Annotated in this window: 16 protein-coding genes; 13 read left to right on the top strand and 3 right to left on the bottom strand. The window is 70.7% G+C overall.

Annotated features, from left to right (window positions below):
• Nucleotides 1–13 precede the first annotated feature (13 nt).
• Nucleotides 14–2221: a 4-alpha-glucanotransferase gene (malQ, locus tag GA0111570_RS10885; protein ID WP_092610670.1), complete on the top strand. Its 2208-nt coding sequence runs from the start codon at nucleotides 14–16 to the stop codon at nucleotides 2219–2221.
• A gap of 3 nt (nucleotides 2222–2224) precedes the next feature.
• Here the strand turns inward: malQ and GA0111570_RS10880 are convergent, their stop codons facing one another.
• Both GA0111570_RS10880 and GA0111570_RS10875 read right to left on the bottom strand, forming a co-directional pair.
• Nucleotides 2225–3532 (bottom strand): nicotinate phosphoribosyltransferase, encoded by a 1308-nt coding sequence (locus tag GA0111570_RS10880; protein ID WP_281245201.1) that lies wholly within the window; start codon nucleotides 3530–3532, stop codon nucleotides 2225–2227.
• 163 nt (nucleotides 3533–3695) lie between these two features.
• On the bottom strand, nucleotides 3696–5192 hold the full coding sequence (locus tag GA0111570_RS10875) for a hypothetical protein (RefSeq protein ID WP_092610667.1): 1497 nt from the start codon (nucleotides 5190–5192) through the stop codon (nucleotides 3696–3698).
• A 198-nt stretch (nucleotides 5193–5390) separates the two neighbouring features.
• Here GA0111570_RS10875 and clpS point away from each other — a divergent pair, with 198 nt between their 5' ends.
• The 9 genes from clpS (at nucleotide 5391) to GA0111570_RS10830 (ending at nucleotide 12354) form a co-directional block, all read left to right on the top strand.
• A complete protein-coding gene (clpS, locus tag GA0111570_RS10870; protein WP_092610664.1) occupies nucleotides 5391–5702 on the top strand; it encodes an ATP-dependent Clp protease adapter ClpS in 312 nt (103 codons plus the stop codon).
• 4 nt (nucleotides 5703–5706) lie between these two features.
• Complete coding sequence (locus tag GA0111570_RS10865) at nucleotides 5707–6399, top strand: DUF2017 domain-containing protein (RefSeq protein WP_092610659.1); 693 nt, start codon at nucleotides 5707–5709, stop codon at nucleotides 6397–6399.
• 19 nt (nucleotides 6400–6418) lie between these two features.
• Nucleotides 6419–7225: a glutamate racemase gene (gene murI, locus GA0111570_RS10860; protein ID WP_281245200.1), complete on the top strand. Its 807-nt coding sequence runs from the start codon at nucleotides 6419–6421 to the stop codon at nucleotides 7223–7225.
• 19 nt (nucleotides 7226–7244) lie between these two features.
• Nucleotides 7245–8015 carry an MBL fold metallo-hydrolase gene (locus tag GA0111570_RS10855; protein ID WP_092610654.1) on the top strand — a complete coding sequence of 257 codons (771 nt, stop codon included), beginning with the start codon at nucleotides 7245–7247 and terminating at the stop codon, nucleotides 8013–8015.
• 66 nt (nucleotides 8016–8081) lie between these two features.
• A complete protein-coding gene (locus GA0111570_RS10850) occupies nucleotides 8082–9479 on the top strand; it encodes a glycoside-pentoside-hexuronide (GPH):cation symporter (RefSeq protein ID WP_092610651.1) in 1398 nt (465 codons plus the stop codon).
• A 21-nt stretch (nucleotides 9480–9500) separates the two neighbouring features.
• Nucleotides 9501–10283 (top strand): ribonuclease PH, encoded by a 783-nt coding sequence (rph, locus tag GA0111570_RS10845; protein WP_092610648.1) that lies wholly within the window; start codon nucleotides 9501–9503, stop codon nucleotides 10281–10283.
• A 2-nt stretch (nucleotides 10284–10285) separates the two neighbouring features.
• Nucleotides 10286–10948 carry an RdgB/HAM1 family non-canonical purine NTP pyrophosphatase gene (gene rdgB, locus GA0111570_RS10840; RefSeq protein WP_092610991.1) on the top strand — a complete coding sequence of 221 codons (663 nt, stop codon included), beginning with the start codon at nucleotides 10286–10288 and terminating at the stop codon, nucleotides 10946–10948.
• A 111-nt stretch (nucleotides 10949–11059) separates the two neighbouring features.
• Nucleotides 11060–11875: a thymidylate synthase gene (locus GA0111570_RS10835; RefSeq protein WP_092610645.1), complete on the top strand. Its 816-nt coding sequence runs from the start codon at nucleotides 11060–11062 to the stop codon at nucleotides 11873–11875.
• Nucleotides 11872–12354 (top strand): dihydrofolate reductase, encoded by a 483-nt coding sequence (locus GA0111570_RS10830; protein ID WP_092610642.1) that lies wholly within the window; start codon nucleotides 11872–11874, stop codon nucleotides 12352–12354. Before GA0111570_RS10835 ends, GA0111570_RS10830 begins: the two co-directional genes overlap by 4 nt.
• Nucleotides 12355–12445: 91 nt before the next feature.
• On the opposite strand, the gene GA0111570_RS10825 is transcribed toward GA0111570_RS10830, so the two are convergent.
• A complete protein-coding gene (locus tag GA0111570_RS10825; protein ID WP_175557453.1) occupies nucleotides 12446–12718 on the bottom strand; it encodes a DUF6458 family protein in 273 nt (90 codons plus the stop codon).
• 266 nt (nucleotides 12719–12984) lie between these two features.
• On the opposite strand from GA0111570_RS10825, the gene GA0111570_RS10820 reads away from it, so the two are divergent.
• The 3 genes from GA0111570_RS10820 to GA0111570_RS10810 all read left to right on the top strand — a co-directional run bounded on the left by GA0111570_RS10820 (nucleotide 12985) and on the right by GA0111570_RS10810 (nucleotide 16351).
• Nucleotides 12985–14193: a metal-dependent hydrolase family protein gene (locus GA0111570_RS10820; protein WP_092610616.1), complete on the top strand. Its 1209-nt coding sequence runs from the start codon at nucleotides 12985–12987 to the stop codon at nucleotides 14191–14193.
• A 78-nt stretch (nucleotides 14194–14271) separates the two neighbouring features.
• The gene (locus GA0111570_RS10815) at nucleotides 14272–15057 is read left to right on the top strand and encodes a PIG-L deacetylase family protein (protein WP_092610613.1); all 786 of its coding nucleotides are present in this window, start codon (nucleotides 14272–14274) and stop codon (nucleotides 15055–15057) included.
• A gap of 85 nt (nucleotides 15058–15142) precedes the next feature.
• Nucleotides 15143–16351, top strand: a complete 1209-nt coding sequence (locus tag GA0111570_RS10810) for a MarP family serine protease (RefSeq protein ID WP_175557452.1) — start codon at nucleotides 15143–15145, stop codon at nucleotides 16349–16351.
• Nucleotides 16352–16449 lie beyond the last annotated feature (98 nt).

Here is a 16449-nt window from a genome sequence, read left to right as displayed (position 1 = left end):
GACAAGGATCAACGTGGCAGCACCGAGCCCCTCCCTCCAGCAGCTCGCGAGCGACTACGGCATCGCGACGGGTTACTACAACACCAGCGGCCAGTACATCGACGCCTCGGCGGAGACCCTGGTCGCCGTGCTCGCGAGCATGGGGGTCGAGGCCGGTACGCCGGGGGCGGCCGACGCCGCGATCCGGGCCCGCCAGGACGCGATCTGGGCGCGGATCCTGCCGCCCTCGGTGGTGATGCGCACCTCGCAGGAGCGTACGGTCGCCGTCCACGTCCCGGCCGGCCACGCGGTCGAGCTGACCGTCGTGCTGGAAGGTGGCGACCTCGTCCCGGCCGAGCAGGTCGAGAACTGGGAGCCGCCGCGCGAGGTGGAGGGCGTCCCGATCGGTGAGGCGACCTTCCAGATGCCGACCGGGCTGCCGCTGGGCTACCACCGGCTGCGCGCGGACTGGGACGGCAAGTCCGCCTGGTCGACGATGATCGTCACCCCCGACACCCTGGAACTCCCGGAGCGTACGTGGGGGCCGATGGTGCAGCTGTACTCGGTGCGCTCGCGGGACTCGTGGGGGTTGGGCGACCTGGGTGACCTGCGGACGCTGGTCGACTGGTGTGCCGAGCAGCAGGCCGGCTACGTGCTGACCAACCCGATGCATGCCGCCGAGCCGACGGTTCCCCAGGAGGCCTCGCCCTACCTGCCGACCAGCAGGCGGTTCAGCCACCCGGTCTACCTGCGGATCGAGGACGTGCCGGAGTTCGGGCAGCTGTCCGAGGAGCGCGCCGCCCACGTCGCCGAGCTGCGCCGGCAGGTCCAGCAGGACCCGGCGACCCACGACCGGATCGACCGCGACACCGTGTGGCCTGCCAAGATGGAGGCCCTCTACCTGATCCACGAGGTGCGTCGCAGCCCCGAGCGGCAGGCGGCCTACAAGCGCTACCGCGCCGAGCAGGAGGCCGGCCTGGTCCACTTCGCCCGCTGGATGGCCCTGGCCGAGACGTACGGTGCCGACTGGCGGCTGTGGGACCCGCCGCTGCGCGACGTGCACTCCCCGGAGCTGGACGTGTGGGCGGCCCGGCACGTCGCCGCCGTCGAGTTCCACATCTGGCTGCAGTGGCTGCTGGACGAGCAGATGGCGAACGTGCAGGACGCGGCCATCGCCGCCGGCATGCCGATCGGCGTGATGGGCGACCTCGCGGTCGGCGTGAACGAGTACGGCGCCGAGACCTGGGCCAACCCGGACCTGTACGCCCGCGGCGTCACCGTCGGAGCCCCGCCGGACCCGTACAACATGCTCGGCCAGAACTGGAGCCAGCCGCCGATGCGGCCAGACGTGCTGGCCGCCACCGGCTACGCCCCGCTCCGGGCCCTGGTCGGCACCCTGTTGCGCCACAGCGGCGGCCTGCGCGTGGACCACATCATGGGGCTGTTCCGGCTCTGGTGGATCCCCGAGGGCATGGCGCCGACCGAGGGCACGTACGTCTACTACGACCACGAGGCGATGGTCGGGGTGCTGACCCTGGAGGCCCATCGGGCCGGCGCGGTGGTGGTGGGGGAGGACCTCGGCACCGTCGAGCCGTACGTCCGTGACTACCTGCGGGACCGTGGGGTGCTCGGCACCTCGATCCTGTGGTGGGAGAAGAACCACGACGACCGTCCGCTGGAGCCGCAGTGGTACCGGGAGGCCTGCATGGCATCGGTCACCACGCACGACCTTCCCCCGACGGCCGGCTACCTGGAGATGGCCCACGTGCAGCTGCGCCAGGAGCTCGGCGTGCTGACCCGCCCGGTCCTCGACGTGCTGGCCGATGAGGAGCGCGAGCAGGCGAAGTTCCTCGACGCCTGCCGCGCCCAGGGGCTGCTCCCTCACGACTTCGTGTTGTTCACCGAGGCCGATCGGCTGGCCCGCCAGGTACGGATCGAGCAGGGCGTGGCCTCCGAAGCTGGCGTCCCCTCTGGAGCTGTCGTGCCGTCCGACGACGCTGCGATCCGGACGGCCGTGCAGGCGCTCTACGGCTACCTGGTCCGCAGCCGTGCCCGGCTGCTGAACGTGGCCCTCACCGACATGGTCGGCGACCGGCGGATCCAGAACCAGCCGGGCACCTCGTGGGAGCACCCGAACTGGCGGGTCCCGCTGTCGGGTCCCGACGGCCGTCCTGTGCTGCTGGAGGACGCGCTCGCCGGGGACCGGGCGGCCGAACTGGCCGCGGTCCTGCGCGGTGAGTGAGCCTCACTCGTAGTCGGACTCGTACAGGGTCGGGATGACGGGGTCGCCCTGCGACATCTTGCGTGCCGCTCGCGGCAGCTCGGCCAGGCTGTCCCAGTGGCGCCGGCGGGCGGCCTCCAGGTCCTCCCCGGCCAGTACCTTGCCGTCGGTGACCAGTTCGACCAGCAGCGGGCGGTCGTTGTGGTCGCTCTCGGGGCGGCTGCCCACCCCCACCACCTCGGCCTCGGCGATGCCGCGCTCGTCCAGCCGCCGGACCGCGTACTTGCGGCCGCCGCGGGTCGACTTGTTGGCCGAGGTCTTCGCGACCGGCAGCAGCTCCGCGTCCGGACCGTCGGTCAGGGCACGGGCAACCAGCTTGTAGACGAAACCGCAGGTCGGGTGGCCCGAACCGATGACCAGGTTGGTCCCCACGCCGTAGCCGTCGACCGGCGCCGCCGCCAGCGCGCCGATCTGCCACTCGTCCAGGTCGGAGGTGACGAGGATACGGGTCTTCGTGGCGCCCAGTGCGTCCAGCTGCTCGCGAACCTCGCGGGCGGTGATCGCCAGGTCCCCGGAGTCGATCCGTACGGCGCCCAGCTCCGGGCCGGCCAGCTCGACCGCGGTCCGCACCGCGTCGGAGATCGAGTAGGTGTCCACCAGCAGGGTGGTGCCCTTGCCCTGGGTCCGCAGCTGGGCCTCGAACGCCTCCCGCTCGGTCTCGTGCAGCAGCGTGAACGAGTGCGCGGCCGTCCCGGCGGTGGGGATGCCGTGGCGTCGGCCGGCCTCCAGGTTGGAGGTGGACGCGAAGCCGGCGATGTACGCGGCGCGGGCGGCGGCGACCGCCGCCTCCTCGTGCATCCGCCGCGCGCCCATCTCGATGCAGGGCCGGTCTCCGGCCATCAGCGTCATCCGGGAACCGGCCGAGGCCACCGCCGAGTCGTAGTTGTAGATCGACAGCATCACCGTCTCCAGCACGCACGCCTCGGCGAAGCCGCCCTCGACCACCATCAGCGGGGAGCCGGGGAAGTAGAGCTCACCCTCGGGGTAGCCCCAGATACTGCCGGTGAAGCGGTAGTCCGCCAGCCAGTCGAGCACCTCTGCCGAGACGATCTGCTCCTCGCGCAGGAAGGCGAGCTCCTCGTCCCGGAAGCGGAAGTGCTCCAGTGCCTCCATTGCGCGGCCCACCCCGGCCACCACGCCGTAGCGACGGCCCGTGGGCAGGCGGCGCGGGAACAGCTCGAAGATGCTGCGGCGCGAGGCCGTGCCGGCTTGCATGGCCGCTTCGACCATCGTGAGCTCGTAGTGGTCGGTGTACAGCGCAGAACTGGTCACGTCCGCAGCCTAGTGGCCGGGCGGCCGCTGGTGTCAGGGTGTTTCCGACTGTTCCCGCGGTGCCGGGTCGACCTGCCCCGGGAGACGCAGGACCGGGCGGACACGACCCGATCGGTCGCGCCCGCCCGGTCCACGGTTCAGGCCTGGTGGCCCGGCGCCGAGGTCACTTGGTGCCCTTGGTGCCGGTGCCGTTGTCGGTCCACGGCACGCGGACCAGCTGCAGCTGGCCGTCCTCGACCAGTGCGGGATCCTTGTCGATCCCGTCGCGGGTGCTGCTGTGCGCCTGGGTGGTCATCAGGTAGTAGCCCTGGCCGAAGAACTTCGACACGTCGATGGTGGCCGAGGACTCCTCGTCCACGCCGAACGTGCTGTCCGGGACGAAGCGGGAGGGGTCGTGCTGCAGGATCGTGGTCTTGCGGTCGGTGGCCAGGTTGTAGCTGTAGACCTTGGCCTGGTAGTCATTCTCGCCCGGGTCCTCGTTAAGGATGAGCTGCTTGCCGTTGTCCGCGGCGGCCATGTTGTCCAGCATGTGCTGGCCCTCGGTGCCGTCCAGGATCGCCTCGAAGGTGCCACCCTTCGCGGGGTCCGTGACGTCGTTGAAGGTCAGCTTCCAGGTCCGCGAGGGCCCGCCGAACGTGGCGGTGGTGTTGACGTAGAAGACGTTCGGGTTCTTGGTGTCCCAGGCGCCGTCCTCCGGACGCCACCACTCGGTCACGTGGTTGTCGTCGGAGAGCTTCTCCAGGCCAACGGTGTCCAGACCGGAGACGTCGCCGAGGTCGGCAGCGCCCAGCTTGCCCTTCATCGGGAACCCGACGGTGCCGGCCTTCGTGACCGGGTCGTACTCGTTCATCGGCTTGTCGGTGGCCCCGTTGGCCTGCAGGCCGAACAGGGTGCCCCCGGTGAGGCCGGCCTTCACGAGGGCGTCGCCCTCGGACTTCTTGTCACCCACGTACATATACAGCTGGCCGGGGGTGGAGTCGTCGGTGCCGATCATGACCGTCTTGTCGCCGGTCGCCGGGTTGGCGAGGACGTTCTCCCAGGAGGAGTTGCCCATGGCGGCGACCTCGTAGGAGGTGCCCTTCTCCGAGCCCGTAGCGACGTGGGCGAAGGCGCGGCCGCTCTTGGAGTCCTCCTCGCCGTTCATGAAGATGCGGCCGTCGTAGCCCTTGCCCGTCGCGGCGTTGTAGAACGCGGACTTGGCCGGCAGGTCGGCCGAGCACAGGCGAGCGATCGCCGGACCGAGCTTCGGGTCGACGAGCTTGAGCTTCTGGATCAGGTCGGATCCGGAGAGGACCTTGTGGGTCTTCTTGTCGATGACCCACTGCGAGACGAAGGATCCCTTGGCGCCGTGGGTACGGGTGACGCCCGCGGTGGTGCCGAGCTCGTGGTTCATCAGCAGGGTGATGGTGCCGTCACCGTTGTCGTACGCGCCCAGCCCGTCGGGGATGCCGGCCATCCGGTAGCCGTCGGCTCCCACTGCGTCGCCGACCGAGAGCAGGGACTCGTTGGTCACGCCGGGGGCGGTGGGGATCAGGTAGGGGGACTGGGAGGAGGACGGGCCGGTGGTGGTCTGGGGGGCGGCCTGGGCCGCGGTGGTGATGACGACCGGGAGGGCCGCGGCAACGGCGGCGACAGCCAGCCAGCGCTTGCGATTCGGCACGAGGGTGTCCTTTCGAGGCTACGAGACCCAAGCTATTCTCAGGTTCATCTGCCCTGTGCTCCTCTTCGTGTGCTCTCAGGAATCCTGCGGGTGAGCAGCGGGTGAATTCCTCGGGACGTCCAGGTGACGGCCACTCTGCGCCCGGGCGTCGTGCTGTCCGATTGGGCCTCCTTCGGCCCGGGTGAGACACTGTCAGGTATGACCGCACCTGATCATCCTTCGTCTCCGTCCGGAGGGACGGCGGTCATCGAACGTCCCGCGGAGGAGGCGACCGTCGAGCTGCCCTGGACCACAGTGGTCTGGGACGACCCGGTCAACCTGATGTCGTACGTGACCCATGTCTTCGTCACCTACTTCCACTACTCGCGGCAGAAGGCCCAGCGATTGATGCTGCAGGTCCACAACGAGGGCCGGGCCGTCGTCTCGATGGGCACCCGCGAGGAGATGGAACGCGACGTGAACGCGATGCACCAGTTCGGCCTGTGGGCGACCCTCGGCCGGGGGGAGTGAGCCGGTGAAGCGCTTCCGCCGGCGTGGCCGCCACTTCCAGAGCGTGATGGACGAGTTCGAGGTCGGCCTGATGCTGTCCCTGTGCGGGCAGTTCATCGACCTGCTCAGCCCCGAGATGTCCGACCTGGACCTGGAGGCGGACGAGGACGATGCCGAAGGGGACCCCACTGCTCCGGAGCATCCGCAGGCCGCTGCCTTCGACGACCTGATCACTGTCGCTCCCGATCCCGCCGGGGAGGATCCTGACGGCGACGGCGAGGAGCAGGGCTTCGACCCCTTCGCCCTGTGGGAGCAGGAGCTGGACCCACACCGGCCCGACGCCCAGCGGCCGACCGATCCGGTGCTGCTGAGGCTGTTCCCCGACGCCTACCGCGACGACCCCGCAGCCTCGGAGGAGTTCCGGCGCTACACCGAGTCCGACCTGCGCCAGCGCAAGATCGACGAGGCCCTGGTCGTGCTGAGCTCCCTGGAGGCGAGCGAGCGGGGCCTGAAGCCGGTCAGGGTGGAACCGGAGCAGGTCGAGCCCTGGTTGCGTACGCTCACCGCCCTGCGGCTGGTGGTCGCCGAGCGGCTCGGGATCACCACTGACACCCCCGACGGCGACCCCGAGGCGGTCCTCCCGGACGCCCACGAGTTCATGCACGAGGTGTACGACTGGCTGGGGTTCGTGCAGGAGTCCCTGCTGAGGGCGCTGTGAGGCGCGCTAGATTCTTCCGGTGACCACTCGCGACCAGCATGCCCCGATCGGTATCTTCGACTCGGGGTTCGGCGGCCTCACGGTCATGCGGGCGGTCGTCGACCAGTTGCCCGACGAGGACATCATCTACCTGGGCGACACCGCCCGGGCCCCGTACGGCACCCAGCCGCTGGCGGCGGTGCGCGAGTTCGCGCTGGAGTGCCTGGACCACCTGTACGAGCGCGGCGTGAAGATGCTCGTCATCGCCTGCAACACCGCTTCCTCGGCGGTGCTGCACGACGCGCGGGAGCGCTACGACGTCCCGGTGGTCGAGGTGATCACACCGGCGGCCAGTGCGGCCGCCGGTGTGACCCGCAGCGGCAACGTGGGAGTGGTCTGCACGGCCTCCACGGCTCGCTCCGGTGCGTACGCCGATGCCTTGGCCGCGGTGCCGGACGTCCACCTGCGGACCCGCCCCTGCCCGCAGTTCGTCGAGTACGTGGAGCGCGGGGTGACCTCGGGACCGGAGATCGAAAGGGTCGCGCGCAGCTACCTGCGCCCGCTGCAGGAGGCGCAGATCGACACCCTGATCCTCGGCTGCACCCACTACCCGCTGCTGGCCGGCGTCATCTCCTACGTGATGGGTGACGGCGTCTCGCTGGTCTCCAGCTCGGATGCCTGCGCCCGGGCGGTCTACCGCAAGCTGACCGAAACCGGCATGGTGAACGGTGGCACCGAGGTGGGTAGCCGTACGTTCCTGACCACCGGCCAGCCCGAGCAGTTCCGCAGCATCGGGGAGCGGCTGATGGGCAAGGGGTTCATCGAGTCGGTGTCACAGTTCCTGTAGGAGCCTGGACGGGGGAAGCATGAGCGAGCTGGTGATCGTCGGCTGCAGCGGATCGGGACCGGGACCCGCATCGGCGGCATCGTCCTACCTGGTCCGGTGCACCGAGGAGGGTCGTACCACCACCGTCCTGCTGGACCTGGGGTCGGGCGCCTTCGGGCCGCTGCAGCGACACCTCGATCCCCGCGAGGTCGACGCGATCGTCCTCAGCCACCTGCACGCGGACCACTGCCTGGACCTGGCGGCCTGGGACGTCGCCGCGACGTACTCCTCGACCGCACCCTGGGGCCCCGTCCCCACGTACGCCCCAGCCGGGGCGAGGGACCGGATCGCCCGGGCATCGGAGGTCGAGGACCCGCGGGAGGCGGAACTGGAGCGTTCCTTCGACTTCCGGACGATCCGCGAAGGCTCCACGGTGACCATCGGGTGCTTCACGATGACCGTTGCCCGCGTCGCGCACCCGGTCGAGTCGTACGCGATCCGGTTGGACGGGCCCCAGGGATCGCTGGTCTACTCGGGCGACACCGGACCGACGCCGGCACTGGACGAACTGGCCCGCGGGGCGTCGGTGCTGCTGGCGGAGGCGTCCTTCCCTGACGTGGCCGGGCTGCCCGCCGACCTGCACCTGTCGGGGCGCCAGGCGGGGGAGTGCGCCGCGGCCGCCGGGGTGCAGACCCTGGTCATCACGCACGTGCCGGCCTGGGAGGACCCGCTGGCCCGGGCCGAGGAGGCCCGTACGTCCTTCGACGGCCGGATCGTGCTGGCGGAGCCGGGGGCCAGGCTGGAGTTCTGAGGAGGACCGACGGGGTGCGCGTATCCTCACCCCGGGCGGAAGCCCCTGAGGACACACAGGAGGACCATGCAGGACACGGACGAGCGGACGGCGTCGGAGACCGACAGACAGGGCCTTCGGGCCATCACCTACTGGGGCTACGCCGCCGGCGACGTCGCGAACAACATGACGTTCTCGATGATCTCCGCCTTCCTCCTGGTGTATTACACCGACGTCGCCGGCATCGCCGCGGCGACGGCCGGGACCCTGTTCCTGGTCGTCCGCGTATGGGGCGGCCTCACCGACCTGGTCGCCGGAGCGACCATCGACCGGACCCGTACCCGGTGGGGAAGGTTCCGTCCCTACCTCGTCTTCGGCTCGGTCCCGCTGCTGGCCTCGCTGGTAGCCGTCTTCACGGTCCCGGCAGGCCTGCCGCTCGCGGGCCGGATCGTCTGGGCGTACGCCACCTACGCCCTCTTCTCGTTGCTCTACAGCTTCGTCAACGTCCCGTACGGTTCGCTGGCGGCCTCGGTCACGCAGCGCTCCGACGAACGGACCAAACTGTCCGCCGCGCGTTCGCTCGGGGCGGCGTCCACGGGGTTGCTGATCGCCATCGTGGTCTCTCCCCAGGTCGCCCACGCCAGGGACCTGCAGCACTCCCTCACCATCAGCACCATCGGCTTCGCCGTGGCGGGCGTCGCCCTCTACCTGTTCTGCTTCGCCACCTCGACGGAGGCGGTCGCTCCCCGGCGCACCGCCAGGCCCAGCGCGGCCGAGATGGTGCGGGCGCTCACCCGGAACGTGCCACTGGCCCTGCTCTGCCTGCAATCGGTGGTCGTCCTGGCTGCCACCTTCGCCATGGGGGCGGTCGCCATGTACTTCGCCCGCGACGTCCTGGGCGATGCCAACCTGTTCGCGATCCTCACCCTGGCCCAGACGGTCGGCATGATCCTGGCCGCGATGGCCGTCCCACGGACGGTGGCCCGCGTAGGCCAGAAGCGCTCCTACATGGTCGCCCTGGCGGTGGCGGTCGTCGGCTGCCTGGGGCTGGTCGTGGTCCCGGCCGGATGGGTGACGGTCGCGGTGGTGCTCTTCGGCATCGTCGGGTTCGGTATCGGGGTGGTGAACACCCTGGTCTGGTCCATCCAGGCCGACACGGTCGACTACGGCGAGTGGATCACCGGGAAGCGTTCCGACGGCACCAACTACTCGCTCGTCTCGTTCAGCCGGAAGGTGGGCCAGGGACTCGGCGGTGCCGTGGCCGGGTGGATCCTGGCGGCCGGCCACTACGGCCCCACCGCCGGTCATGCGTTGGCTCCGCAGGCCGCGATGGCCGTCCGGGGGGCCCTGGCGGGGTTCCCCGCACTCGCCCTCCTGGTCGCGTTCGTGGCGATGTGGCGCTACCCGCTCAGCGAACAGCGACACGACAGGATCCTGGCCGACCTGCGGAGCGGCACGCACCCCGGCAGCAGTGGGCGAGTCTAGGCGGCAGGTAACCTGACCCCCATGACCGTTTCACCCACCGCCCGCACCGACGGCCGCGCCCTCGACCAGTTGCGCGACACCAGGATCACCCGCAACTGGCTGGACCACGCCGAGGGGTCGGTGCTGATCGAGGCCGGCAAGACCCGGGTCCTGGTCGCGGCGAGCGTCGAGGCCGGCGTCCCGCGCTGGCGCAAGGGCTCGGGGCTGGGCTGGGTGACCGCCGAGTACTCCATGCTGCCGCGCGCGACCAACACCCGCTCCCAGCGCGAGGCCACCAAGGGCCGGATCGGCGGGCGGACGCACGAGATCTCCCGCCTGATCGGCCGCAGCCTTCGCGCGGTGATCGACTACAAGGCGCTCGGCGAGAACACCATCATGATCGACTGCGACGTGCTGCAGGCCGACGGGGGCACCCGGACCGCCTCGATCACCGGTGCGTACGTGGCGCTGCACGACGCCGTCTCGTGGCTGCGCGAGCGCAACCTGCTGGCCGGCGAGCCGCTCACCGACTCGGTCGCGGCGATCTCGGTCGGCGTCGTCAACGGCGTCCCGATGCTGGACCTGAAGTACGACGAGGACTCCACCGCCGACACCGACATGAACGTGGTGATGTCCGGGGACGGCCGCTTCATCGAGGTCCAGGGCACCGCCGAGGCCACCCCGTTCGACCGGAGGGCGCTGGACGAGCTGCTCGACCTGGCCGCGAAGGGCACCGCCGAACTGCGCGACCTCCAGCTGCAGGCCCTGGGCCTGTCCACCCCTGCCCAGCCGCTGGGGTTCGACGGGGTAGGGCCGAACGCGTGATCATCGACCGGGTGGTGCTGGCGACCAACAACGCCAAGAAGCTGGTCGAGCTGCGCCGGGTGCTCGCCGAGACCGGCCTGGAGATCGAGGTACTCGGCCTGGCGGACTTCCCCGCGTACGCCGAGCCGGTCGAGGACGGTGGCACCTTCGAGGAGAACGCGCTGATCAAGGCGCGGGCCGCAGTGGCCAACCTCGGGCTGCCGGCCCTCGCCGACGACTCCGGGCTGGAGATCGACGTGCTCAACCGGATGCCCGGCGTACGCTCCTCGCGCTGGGCGGGCCCGTCCTGTGACGACGAGGCGAACCTGCAGCTCGTGCTGGCCCAGATCGAGGACGTGCCCGACGAGCGGCGGACGGCCCGGTTCGTCTGCGCGATGGCGCTGGTGCTGCCCGACCACGCGGTCGACCCGTCGGGTCGGACGCAGGGCCAGGAGTTCCTGCAGCGCGGGGAGATGGAGGGCCACATCACCCGGGCCCCGGAGGGGGAGAACGGGTTCGGCTACGACCCGATCTTCCGCCCGGTCGACCAGGAGCGCACCAGCGCGCAGCTCAGCCCGGAGGAGAAGGACGCGATCAGCCACCGTGGCAAGGCCGTCCGGGCGATGGCCTCGTTCATCAAGGGGATGGCCGAGCACGGGGCGCCGTCCGGCCCCGCGCTGGACTGAGACGGCGCCTGCGCAGGCCGCCGATCGACCGACCATGGTCCGTGCGCCCCGCAGGGAACTCCGTACGCCCCGCAGGGAAGCACCGTACTCGCATCGACAGGAAGGTCGTCCGTGAAGCAGTACCTGGACCTGCTCCAGCACATCCTCGACACCGGGGTCCGCAAGCAGGACCGCACCGGGACCGGGACCATCAGCGTCTTCGGTGCCCAGCTGCGGTTCGACCTGCGCGAGGGGTTCCCGCTGCTGACCACCAAGAAGGTGCACACCCGGTCGGTGTTCGGGGAGCTGCTGTGGTTCATCAAGGGCTCCACGAACGTCGAGTGGCTGCACGAGAACCGGATCTCGATCTGGGACGAGTGGGCCCGGGAGGACGGCGAGCTGGGACCGATCTACGGCTACCAGTGGCGGTCCTGGCCCGACCCGCAGGGCGGGGCGATCGACCAACTCGCCCAGGTGATCGAGTCGATCCGGACCAACCCCGACTCGCGCCGGCACATCGTCTCGGCCTGGAACGTCGCTGACCTCCCGCAGATGGCGCTGCCGCCCTGCCACGCGTTCTTCCAGTTCTACGTCGCCCCGCCGCAGGAGGGGGAGACCCGCGGCCGGCTGTCGTGCCAGCTCTACCAGCGCTCGGCGGACATGTTCCTCGGCGTCCCGTTCAACATCGCCTCGTACGCGCTGCTGACCCACATGGTGGCGCAGGTCTGTGACCTCCACGTCGGCGACTTCGTGCACACCTTCGGTGACGCGCACATCTACCTCAACCACCTCGAGCAGGTGCACGAGCAGCTCTCGCGTACGCCGCGGCCGCTGCCCCGGCTGGAGCTGAACCCCGCCGTACACGACATCGACGGCTTCACCCTCGAGGACATCCGCATCGTCGGCTACGACCCGCACCCGGCGATCAAGGCCCCGGTGGCGGTGTGAGCCAGCAAGAGATCGTCGCTATCGCCGCGGTGGCCGACAACGGGGTGATCGGTGCCGACGGGGACATCCCGTGGCGCCTGCCCGGCGACCTGCCGCGACTGAAGCGCCTCACCATGGGGCACGTGCTGCTGATGGGCCGCCGGACGTACGACACACTGGGCCGTCCGCTGCCCGGGCGGACCACGATCGTGCTCACCCGTGACCCCGACTGGAGCGCCGAGGGCGTCCTGGTCGCGCACGACCTCGACACCGCGCTCGACCTGGCCGCCGAGCCGGCGCCGGACAGGATCGTGTGGGTCTTCGGCGGCGGGGAGATCTACCGGCTCGCCTGGGACCGGATCGACCGCCTCGAACTGACCGAGGTGCACGCCACCCCGGCCGGCGACACCACCTTCCCGGCGGTCGAGCCGGACCGGTGGGTCGCGACCGGGCGCGAGGAGCACGAGGGCTTCGACTTCGTGACGTACGTCCGGCGCTGAGCGGTCGCGCCCCACGAGATCACGGCGAACGTGCGCCCACCTGGAGAGGTGGGCGCACGTCCGTCAGGCGATGTACGTGAGTGGTGGTCGGTCAGATATCGTCGCGGCGGATCTCCCGCTCGACGTGCTGGTCACCCGCCGGGCCGGTCGTGCCGGTGCCCTGGACGTTGGTGCGCTCGGTGGTGACATGGGTGCGCGGGCGGCCGAGGATGATCTCCAGGACCAGCCAGATCGCGCCGGCCACGATCAGGATGAGGCCGATCATGGGCAGGTTGATGCCGCTGATGGCGTCGGCTACCGCCCACTTGAGGATGGCACCGATCACGATGAGCGCGATCGGGGTGCCGATTCGGGCACTGCGCATGGTTCTGCCTTTCGGTCGGGTCGTCACACCGGTCGATCCGGTGCAGCTGGTGCCGAGAGGCCTCGAGGCGGGTCGTCACCTGCGCCGGGGCCACCGGCCGTTGGGTACCGATAAGTAAACATATACCGCAGGGTTCCAAGAGCGCCCGGACCGACATCCCGGCGCCCCCGAACGTTCCCCACCGGGACCCGTACGGGCGGTGGCGCCGGGGTACATGCTGATACCGATACCGGTCCGGTCGACCGGTCCGGACCGAAGGAGTCACCATGACAGCCACGCTTCTGCACTGCGGCAACCACTTCGACGGCGCCGCCGACCACCTCGGTGGGCCCGTCGACATCCTCGTCGAGGAGGGCACGATCACCGCGATGGACCAGCAAATCGACGCCCCCGACGGCATCGAGGAGATCGACCTGCGGGACCGGACCGTGACGCCCGGCTTCATCGACACGCACGTGCACCTGACAATGGGATCCCCGCTCCCGCAGCAGACGCTGCAGTCGTCGGCACGCAAGGCGCTGACCGGACTCTCGCTCGCCCTCTCGTACCAGCAACTGGGCTTCACCACGATCCGCGACCTGGGGGCGGCGGATCCGGACTGGCCGGTGGTCGACCTCCGCAACGCCATCAACGCGGGGGAGGTGCCCGGACCGCGGCTGGTGGTGGCGCCGCACTTCATCTCCCCGACCGGGGGCCACGGCGACATCGACAACTTCTACTCCGAGCGGTGGGGCTTCCGGGTCTCCGATCCGGCCGACTCGATCGGGGAGATCCGGCGTACGGTCCGGCGTGAGCAGCGCGGCGGGGCCGACTGGATCAAGACCACCAACGCCGGCGGCTACCACTCCGCGGGCGACGACCCGGCCGTGTGCACGTGGTTCGACGAGGAGATGGACGCCGTCTGCGCGGCCGCCGCCCGGCTGGGCCTGGACGTCGCCGTGCACTGCGGCTCGGCCGAGTCGATCACCCAGGCGATCCGCTCCGGCGTCCGCTCGCTGGAGCACGCGTACATGATCGACGAGGAGGGCGTCCGGCTGGCCGAGGAGGCGGGCACCTTCATCGTCCCCACCATGTACCTCAACGTCGCCGACCAGCAGCTCTACGCGAGCGGCAACATGCCCGCCTACATCAAGGTGAAGTTCGAGCGCGACGTGGAGAAGATCCAGACCGCCCAGAAGCTGATCGCCTCCAGCAGCGTCAAGGTGGCCTTCGGCACCGACGCCGGGATGTTCCCGTTCAGCGAGGGCGCCAGGGAGTTCGCCGCGATGGTGCAGTGCGGGATCGCACCGGCCCGTGCGCTGCGCGCGGGCATGTCGGTGGCGGCCGAGTTGCTGCGCCGCGACGACCTCGGCGTGCTGGAGGTCGGCCGGGCCGCCGACATCGTCGCGATGCCGGGGGACCCGCTGGACGACATCACCGCGACCGAGCGGGTGGACTTCGTGATGCAGGGCGGCCGGGTCGTACGCCACGACTGACAGGCCTCGGGCACGGACATCCAGAAACAAGGATGTGAGCAGGGTCACAATCGCCGTTCGTCGTGGCAAGCTGGACACATGACCAGAACCTTCGCCCTGGTCGTGGCACACCCCGATGACGATGCCCTGACCTGGGCGGGCACCGTGGCGAAGCACGCCGACGAGGCCGACTTCCGCTTCGTCCTGGTCCAGGCCACCGACGGGGAGGCCGGCGACATCCGGGAGGGATTCCCCGCCACACGGGAGACGCTCGGGGCGATCCGCCGCGATGAATGCGCCGCCGCGTGGCGGGCCGTGGGCCGTCCACCCGACCGCCTGGAGTGGCTCGGCCTCCCCGACGGCCGGGTTGCCGAGGTGCCGCTGACGGGGGCGGTGGAGCGGATCGGCGCCGTGCTGGAGACGGAGGCGCCCGACGTCGTGGCGACCTTCGGCCCTGACGGCATCACCGGCCATCCCGACCACATCGCGGTCGGACTGGCCACCGACATCGCCTTCGCGCAGTTGGCGGCGGCCGAAGGCCCGGGTTTCCGGCGACTGCTGCACCACGTGCTGCCCCAGTCGGTCTTCGAGCGCTGGCAGCGCAAGCGGCAGGCGTCGAACCTGCCGGTCTTCGACCCGACCCGGGTCTACCACTGGCGCGGGGTGCCGGACTGCGAGGTCGGTCTGGTCGTCAACTGTCGCGGCGTACGGGACCGTGTCCTGGCGGGCATCCTCGAGCACCGCAGCCAGCTGCACGTGATCGCCGACCAGCCGATCGACGTGCTGCACATGCAGCGGACCGTGGGCCGGGAATGGGCAGTCGTCGCCTGGCCGCCGACCGAGCCTCCGTGCCGTCTGCTCACCGACGTGTTCGACGGCCTCTGAACCCGCCCCGCGACGGTCCTGGACCTGCCTTCGCCCGTGGTCGCCGACGGTGGGAGTGTTGGCGCTCCCTGTCACGATGGAGGGCATGGACAACGTCGTGGGGCTCGCGCTGGTGCTGGACCTGGTCCTGGTGCTCCTGGTCGTGGGCAACGCGGTGCGTGGCTGGCACGGCGGATTGCTGGCCGGGGGGCTCGGGCTGCTCGGCCAGGTCGGCGGCGCCGCGCTCGGCCTGTGGGCCTGGCCGCGGGTGCTCGGACAGCTGCCCGGCGGGTTCGGTGCCCTCCAGCAGATCGTGGTCCTGGTCGTCCTCGTGCTCCTCGGCGCCGCGCTGGGGGAGGCTGTGCTGGGGACCATCGGCCGGCGGCTGCGCGCGCACGGCATCGCGATGGTGCATGCGGTCGACCGGCTGCTCGGGGCTGCCGGCGCCGTCGTCGTCACCGTCCTGGTGCTGGGTCTGCTCGCGGTCGCGGTGCGCCCGATCGTCCCGGCTCCCTGGGGCCAGGTCCTGCGGGACTCCCGGGCGGTGGGCGCGTTCACCACTGTGCTGCCCGCTCCCTGGCAGCGAGCCGCCGCCGGCCTGGGCCAGACGCTGAAGTCGGCGGGCTTCCCGCGGGTCTTCATCGGCCCCACCCCCGAACCGGTCCTGCCCGCCCCGACCCCCGATGCCCGGGCGACCGGGTCGGCCGGGGTGAAGGCGGCCGGGGCGAGCGTGGTGAAGGTGACCTCGATCGGCTGCGGCGGAGTATCCAGCGGCAGCGGCTGGGTGTCGTCGGACCAGCGGGTGGTCACCAACGCCCACGTCGTCGCCGGCGGCACCGACCTCGCCGTACAGGTGGAGGGCGTGGGCCGTCCGCGTCGGGCCACCCTGGTCGCCTTCGACCCCAAGGTGGACCTGGCCGTGCTGTACGTGCCGGGCCTCACCGCTGCCCCGCTGCCCACCGCCTCGGCGCTGCCGGACCAGGCCGACGTGGTCGTCGCCGGGTTCCCGGGAGGCGGGGCGTACGAGGTGCAGGCCGGCCGGGTCCGTAGCACGATCCGGGCGACCGGGGCGGACATCTACGACCAGCCCGGCGCCACCCGCCAGATCTACGCGTTGCGCGCATCGCTCGAGGAAGGTGACTCCGGCGGCCCTGTCCTCACCACCGACGGCCACGTGGCCGGGACGGTCTTCGCACGCTCTGTCGATGATCCACAGACGGGCTACGCGCTGACAGACGCCCAGACCAGTGGTCTGGTCGACCGGTCGGCGCACCTGGTCAGCGAGGTCCCCGCCACCGCCTGCCTGCACCAGTGAGGTCGGGGTTGGGACGTTCGGAGGATTCCGGTCCGATTCCGGTCGGAGTGGGCCAGGTTGTCTTGCCCCCGCCGCACCTTAGGCTGAGGGCAAGCCCG

This window comes from Raineyella antarctica, assembly GCF_900092135.1.
GTDB lineage: Bacteria > Actinomycetota > Actinomycetes > Propionibacteriales > Propionibacteriaceae > Raineyella > Raineyella antarctica.
The sequence above is the reverse complement of the archived record's forward strand: the minus strand, read 5'-3'. Positions and strand labels throughout refer to the sequence as shown.

Coding starts and splice junctions, on each gene's coding strand:
- GA0111570_RS10810 (WP_175557452.1), top strand. CDS start 15,143: ATGGACAACGTCGTGGGGCTCGCGCTGGTGCTGGACCTGGTCCTGGTG.
- GA0111570_RS10850 (WP_092610651.1), top strand. CDS start 8,082: ATGCAGGACACGGACGAGCGGACGGCGTCGGAGACCGACAGACAGGGC.
- GA0111570_RS10815 (WP_092610613.1), top strand. CDS start 14,272: ATGACCAGAACCTTCGCCCTGGTCGTGGCACACCCCGATGACGATGCC.
- GA0111570_RS10820 (WP_092610616.1), top strand. CDS start 12,985: ATGACAGCCACGCTTCTGCACTGCGGCAACCACTTCGACGGCGCCGCC.
- clpS (WP_092610664.1), top strand. CDS start 5,391: ATGACCGCACCTGATCATCCTTCGTCTCCGTCCGGAGGGACGGCGGTC.
- GA0111570_RS10855 (WP_092610654.1), top strand. CDS start 7,245: ATGAGCGAGCTGGTGATCGTCGGCTGCAGCGGATCGGGACCGGGACCC.
- rph (WP_092610648.1), top strand. CDS start 9,501: ATGACCGTTTCACCCACCGCCCGCACCGACGGCCGCGCCCTCGACCAG.
- GA0111570_RS10825 (WP_175557453.1), bottom strand. CDS start 12,718: ATGCGCAGTGCCCGAATCGGCACCCCGATCGCGCTCATCGTGATCGGT.